Here is a 6,000-nt window from a genome sequence, read left to right as displayed (position 1 = left end):
GGCCAAATACCCGAAGCTGGTCAACTGGGTGGAAGATAACATCGAGGAGACGCTGAGCTTCTATCGGCTGCCGCTAGCTCACCACAAGCACATGAAGTCGACGAACATGCTGGAGCGGCTGAACCAGGAGATCAAGCGGCGCACCCTGGTCGTTCGCATCTTCCCCAACCCGCGGAGCTGTCTGCGGCTGGTTCGGGCATTGGCGGTGGAGATCCACGAGAACTGGCTCGAGGCGACCCGCTACCTCAACATGGATCATCTGCGCGAGCACAAGAAGGAGAGCCTGAGGGCCCTGGCCGCCTGAGCACCGTCATGTGTCCGCCGCTCCGCTAAACACGGGGGCTGCGCGGCGGACACGCCGACGTCACCGCGATGCCACGCCATTTTGCAGAACTTGACGCACACAACTGACCTCGGCGCGAGGCACCCCCCTCTGTCCTGCCGGACATCTCCCCCTCAAGGGGGGAGATTGGCAGTTCCCGCGCCCTGCCCGCCCTTCCGGCGCCAGTGATTGGCGAAAGCCGAGGCGACATCCGATCTCCCCCCTTGAGGGGGAGATGCCCGGCAGGGCAGAGGGGGGTGCCTCGCGCCGACATTTCCTACCAAGGCACGACACTGATCTCCGGCCAGTTCTCCCTGGCACGCGCGCCCTTTGCCTCGTGCGTCTGGCGACTGTCCAGTACCCGGTTCGGCGTGATGCGAAACGAGAAGATGTCGTCCAGGCCAAACGGCGCGACGAGATCAAGTCGCCCGTCCGTATCGAAGCGGACACCGACCGCATGGGTCTTCGAGGCGAAGAAGCGAACCGAGTCGCTGGAACTGGAATAACATGGACAGGACCGTCCGAACTTGGACGGATACCATAGATGCACCCGCGCCTGGTTGCGAATCTCGACCGGTAGGGGCAGATCGGCAAAGACCGGCGCGGCGCGGGCGATCACACTGTCCTCGGCTTCATAGGACAGATCGCTCTCATCGAAATAGAACAGGTCGACATCCCGGATGCCGTACCCCGAGGGCTTTCCGGTCAGATGATTCCAGACGCTGTTGTAAAGCGCGCCGGACACGACCAGCCAGTCCGGCAGGCCCAGCACCCGTACCCGCGACAGCGTCTCGGCAATCAGCGGATCGGCCGAGACGATATCGAGAAAGGCTGCACGCTGTTTCTCGAAAGACAGCCCGCAATAGCGCAAATGGTCCATCGCCCTTTGGACGGCGATTCGTCACCTGCCGGCAACCCCTCTAGATCGTCAACGCGCCATGCGTTGTGCAATTATCGGAAAGGGCGTCGTGACGCCCATTTCTGCAGGCTAGTTTCCCTCCCGTCCAAGGCTCATTGTTCGGTCGGTCTCGGACCAGAAGACTGGCTCCTCGATTGACGGCCATTCTTCGCCATACACACAAAGCCTTCGATCGCCTCTAGCTTTCCTTCAATCCCATCGAAGAACAGCACCATGCCGCAAAGAAGCTGATCAGGTCCAACGCACGCTACCCGAAGCGAACTGAACACTCGACTCTCAAAGCGCAATTCCGGGGAAACCGATGAGGGAGTGACTCTGGTCATGAATCCTACAGGATCGCGGCTGCGTTCTTTGACTTTCAGCGCAGGCATCATGTCAGGAGAAACGCCGGCGGAACGGCAGAACTCCTTGACGAAAAACACTTCCAGCGGGGTCAGGTGCATTTAGCTCAGCGGCAGAACGGACAGCGTTTCATTGGCGCTTGTACATCACGTCCGTTCGGATGACGTACTTGCGCCCCGACAGCACCTCGTCGCCGCGATGCTCGATCGGATGGTAGAACGCCAGTGCCATTCCTTTCTTCGGCTTCACCAGAAGACTGCTACCGGCATAGCCCGGCATCTCGCCGCGAAACGAGGTTCCTCCCCCTTCAAATCCATCTGAAAGATAAATCATGAACGTGAACTGACTGCGCTCCAAGGCGTGGCGCTCGAAATAGCCGTCATGGTGCCAATCGAACTTCTGGCCCGGCCCATAGCGATAGAAACGGAAACGCTCATTCAGCCCGGTCAAGCGCCAGTCGCCGAGACCACGATAGAGCAGAGGCCGCGCCCGTGCGAAGAGCAAATCCGCAAGGTCCTCGTCATCGAAGACAACCCGGTCGTTATTGCGAAGCTCCTTCAGGACGGTGGCGCCGCCGGAGCTGTTCACCTTGGCCGCCTCGAAACCGCGCCGTTCACTGTCAGCGATCAGATCGGCGCATTCCTGGTCATCCAAGAACCCGTCGATCGTCCCGATATGCGTTGCCAGCCGGTTGATGGAGAGCTTGTGGTCCATCAGAGCATCCCCTTACATCCGCAGCACGCCGCCGGTCTGCTTGCCAACATTCTCGACGATGCGCTTGGCCAGCGCCTCGAAATCCTCGTCGGTCAGCGTCTTTTCGACCGGCTGGATCGACACTTCGATGGCGATCGATTTTTTCGCCGCGCCGAGCGCTGCACCCTCGAAAACATCGAACACCGAGACGCCGGAAATCAGCTTTCGGTCGGCGGCAAGGGCGGCGCGAACGAGTGTGCCGGCTTCGACCGCCTTGTCGACGACGAAGGCGAAATCGCGCTTGACCGCCTGGAAGGCGGACAGATCCAGTCTCGGCTTTGTCCGCGTCGGCTTGGCCTTCGGCTCGGGCACGGTATCGATGAACACTTCGAAGCCGCAAAGCGGGCCGGAGACGTCAAGCCTCTCCAGGGTCTTCGGGTGGAACTCGCCAAACGTGCCAAGGATTACCTTCGGCCCGAGCTTGATCGTGCCGGAGCGGCCGGGGTGATACCAGGCCGGGCCGCTGGCCTCGATCTGCAGCCGCTCGACCGGCGCGCCGCAGGCTTCGAGTGCGGCGATCGCATCGGCCTTGGCATCGAAGACGCCGACGGCGCCGGCGTTGCCGGCCCAATGGCGGCCGGAGCCCTCGAGCTTGGCGGTGCCGCGCCGCACGCCGGCGGCAACACGCCGCTGCTGGTCGGCGCCGGCGCCCTCATAGGTGCCCGACACTTCGAACAGCGCGACATCGCCGATGCCCCTGTCGGCATTGCGTTGCGCTGCCGCGATCAGCCCCGGCAGCAGCGACGGCCGCATGTCCGACATATCGGTGGCGATCGGGTTGGCAAGCTTCAGCGCCTGCTGGCCGCCGCCGAACAATTCGGCGTGTTTTGCCGGAATGAACGACCAGGTGACGGCCTCCATCATGCCGCGCACGGCAAGTGCCCGCTTGGCGGCGCGGGTGCGGATCTGCAGCACAGTCAGGATCCTGGCGTTGACCGCATCGTGCGAACCGAGCGGCTGCGGCGCGATGTTGTCGACGCCGTGGATGCGCATGACCTCCTCGACCAGGTCGGCCTTGCCGTCGACATCCGGCCGCCAGGACGGGACCGCCACATTGACGACATCGCCCGTGCCCTCCGGCCTGAAGCCGAGGCGGGCAAGAATGTCGAGGCTTGTCGAGCGCGGCACTTCGATGCCGGTCAGCCGCTTCACTTCCGACAATGGGAACGAGACGATCTTCGGCTGATGGCCGGCATAGCCGACGACTTCGGTTTGCGCCGGCGTACCGCCGCAGAAATCGAGCACCAGCTTCGTCGCCAGCTCCAAGCCGGGAACCATCATTTCCGGGTCGACGCCACGCTCGAAGCGGTAGCGTGCATCGGTGATGATGCCGAGCGTGCGGCCGGTGCGGGCAGTCGCGATCGGATCCCAAAGCGCCGCCTCGATCAGCACGTCGGTGGTGTTCTCGTCGCAGCCGGAATGCTCGCCACCCATGATGCCGGCAATCGATTCGATGCCGTCCTGGTCGGCGATCACGCACATCTCCGGCGTCAGCGTGTATTCGCGGCCGTCGAGCGCCAGCACCTTTTCGCCATCACGCGCCCGGCGCACGGCGAGATTGCCGGTGACCTTCGCAGCGTCGAAGACATGCAGCGGCCGACCGCGGTCGAAGGTGACGTAGTTGGTGATATCGACGAGCGCGCTGATCGGCCTCAAGCCGATGGCGAGAAGCCTTTGCTGCAGCCATTTCGGCGACGGTCCGTTCTTGACGCCGCGCACCAGGCGCAGCGCAAAGCCGGGACAGAGCTCCGGCGCTTCGATCGTCACCTTGACCGGCGTCTCGCCCTTGCCGGGGATCGGCTCTATCGGCGCGCTCTTCAGCGTGCCGAGCCCGCTCGCCGCCAGATCGCGGGCGATGCCATGGACACTGGCCGCATCCGGCCGGTTCGGCGTCAGATTGATCTCGATCAGCGGGTCGTCGAGATGGGCATAGGCGGCGAAGCTGGTACCGACCGGCGCATCGGCCGGAAGGTCGATGATGCCGTCATGCTCCTCGGACAATTCGAGCTCGCGCTCGGAGCACATCATGCCGTGGCTTTCAACGCCGCGGATCTTGCCGACGGTCAGCGTCACGTCGATGCCGGGAATATAGGTGCCCGGTGCTGCGAAGGCGCCGACCAAGCCCGCGCGGGCGTTCGGCGCTCCACACACGACCTGCACCGGCGGCTTGCCGTCGCCGGTGTCGACGGTCAGCACGCGAAGCCGGTCGGCGTCGGGATGCTGGACCGCCGTCACCACCTTGGCGATGACGAAGGGGGCCAGGCTCGCCCGGTCGTCGACATGCTCGACCTCGAGGCCAATCGAGGTGAGACGCTCGACGATTTCCGCCAGCGAGGCGTCTGTCTCGAGATGATCCTTGAGCCAGGAGAGGGTGAGTTTCATGACTGTGTTCCGTCTGGTCTGGGCATGTTGCACTTGAAGCTATGCGCCCGCGCGTCGGACATGTGCAGGAAGGCGAGCTGCCTGCGGATTTGCTGCGGCCCGGTCGTCACGCGCTCAAGCCCCCGAACAGCGTCGGCATGTCAAGCGGCCTAAAACCGTAATGCGACAGCCAGCGCACATCGGCGTCGAAGAAGGCGCGCAGATCCGGCATGCCGTATTTCAGCATGGCGATACGGTCGATGCCCATGCCCCAGGCGAAGCCCTGGTATTCGTCGGGATCGAGCCCGCCGTAACGGAGCACATTGGGGTGGACCATGCCGCAGCCGAGAATCTCCATCCAGTCCGAGCCTTCGCCGAAGCGCACCTCGCCGGGCCGCGAACGGTCGCACTGGATGTCGACCTCGAGGCTGGGCTCGGTAAACGGGAAGAAAGACGGCCGGAAGCGCATCTTGACGCTCGGCACCTCGAAGAAGGCTTTGCAGAACTCCTCCAGCACCCATTTCATGTTGGCGACGTTGGCCGATTTGTCGATCACCAGCCCCTCGACCTGATGGAACATCGGCGAGTGGGTGGCATCGGAATCCTGCCGGTAGGTCTTGCCGGGGATGACGATGCGGATCGGCGGCTTCTGCATCTCCATGGTGCGGATCTGCACCGGCGAGGTGTGGGTGCGCAAAAGCTTGCGCTCGCCCTGCTCGTCCGGCTGAAAGAAGAACGTGTCGTGCATCTCGCGCGCCGGGTGGCCTTCCGGGAAGTTCAGCGAGGTGAAATTGTAATAGTCGGTCTCGATGTCGGGACCTTCGGCGATGGCAAAGCCGAGATCGCCGAAAATCGCTGCGATCTCGTCGATAACCTGGCTGATCGGATGGATGCGGCCGCGCTCGGCCGGCGATTGCCTGACCGGCAAGCTGACGTCGACCTTCTCGGCGGCAAGCCGTGCCGTGATCGCCACATCTTTCAGCTCGGCGCGGCGCGCCGAAAGTGCCTCGGTGACGCGGTTCTTGAGGCCGTTGATTGCCGGGCCTTTGACCTGTCGCTCCTCGGCGCTCATCGAGCCGAGTGTCTTCAGCATCTCGGAAACCGAGCCCTTCTTGCCAAGGGCAGAGACACGCACCGCCTCGATCGCCTGCTCGTCGGCGGCCGACGCGATCTCGGCCATCAGGGAATTTTCGAGAGTTTCCATGTCACTCATGTTCCAGATCCGATTGGAAGCAAAGAAAAACCCGCGCCAGCCCTGCCAGCGCGGGTTTCCCAAATCAAGTGTCGAATAGCTTGGGAAGCG

At 63.2% G+C, this 6,000-nt stretch carries 6 protein-coding genes; 1 reads left to right on the top strand and 5 read right to left on the bottom strand.

The genetic code is table 11. The annotated features are described in order from the left end of the window. Positions 1–304, top strand: a 304-nt coding sequence (locus NKH30_RS16550; protein WP_352996186.1) for a transposase, incomplete at its 5' end; no start/stop codon positions are given. A 295-nt stretch (positions 305–599) separates the two neighbouring features. Here the strand turns inward: NKH30_RS16550 and NKH30_RS16545 are convergent. The 5 genes from NKH30_RS16545 to pheS form a co-directional block, all read right to left on the bottom strand. Continuing rightward, entirely contained in the window at positions 600–1,202 is a 603-nt protein-coding gene (locus NKH30_RS16545) for a nucleotidyltransferase family protein (RefSeq protein ID WP_352501131.1), read from the bottom strand. A 131-nt stretch (positions 1,203–1,333) separates the two neighbouring features. Continuing rightward, on the bottom strand, positions 1,334–1,684 hold the full coding sequence (locus NKH30_RS16540) for a hypothetical protein (protein WP_352996184.1): 351 nt from the start codon (positions 1,682–1,684) through the stop codon (positions 1,334–1,336). 28 nt (positions 1,685–1,712) lie between these two features. Beyond that, complete coding sequence (locus tag NKH30_RS16535; RefSeq protein ID WP_352996182.1) at positions 1,713–2,297, bottom strand: prolyl hydroxylase family protein; 585 nt, start codon at positions 2,295–2,297, stop codon at positions 1,713–1,715. A gap of 12 nt (positions 2,298–2,309) precedes the next feature. After that, a complete protein-coding gene (gene pheT / locus NKH30_RS16530) occupies positions 2,310–4,718 on the bottom strand; it encodes a phenylalanine--tRNA ligase subunit beta (protein ID WP_352996180.1) in 2,409 nt (802 codons plus the stop codon). Between the two features lie 106 nt (positions 4,719–4,824). Beyond that, entirely contained in the window at positions 4,825–5,910 is a 1,086-nt protein-coding gene (gene pheS, locus NKH30_RS16525; RefSeq protein WP_352451635.1) for a phenylalanine--tRNA ligase subunit alpha, read from the bottom strand. Between the last annotated feature and the right edge of the window lie 90 nt (positions 5,911–6,000).

This window comes from Mesorhizobium sp. M1273 (assembly GCF_040318195.1).
Classification (GTDB): Bacteria; Pseudomonadota; Alphaproteobacteria; order Rhizobiales; family Rhizobiaceae; genus Mesorhizobium.
Note: the sequence above shows the minus strand (reverse complement) of the source record. Positions and strands in the feature narration are given on the sequence as shown.

Coding starts and splice junctions, on each gene's coding strand:
- NKH30_RS16535 (WP_352996182.1), bottom strand. CDS start 2,297: ATGGACCACAAGCTCTCCATCAACCGGCTGGCAACGCATATCGGGACG.
- NKH30_RS16540 (WP_352996184.1), bottom strand. CDS start 1,684: ATGCACCTGACCCCGCTGGAAGTGTTTTTCGTCAAGGAGTTCTGCCGT.
- pheT (WP_352996180.1), bottom strand. CDS start 4,718: ATGAAACTCACCCTCTCCTGGCTCAAGGATCATCTCGAGACAGACGCC.
- pheS (WP_352451635.1), bottom strand. CDS start 5,910: ATGAGTGACATGGAAACTCTCGAAAATTCCCTGATGGCCGAGATCGCG.
- NKH30_RS16545 (WP_352501131.1), bottom strand. CDS start 1,202: ATGGACCATTTGCGCTATTGCGGGCTGTCTTTCGAGAAACAGCGTGCA.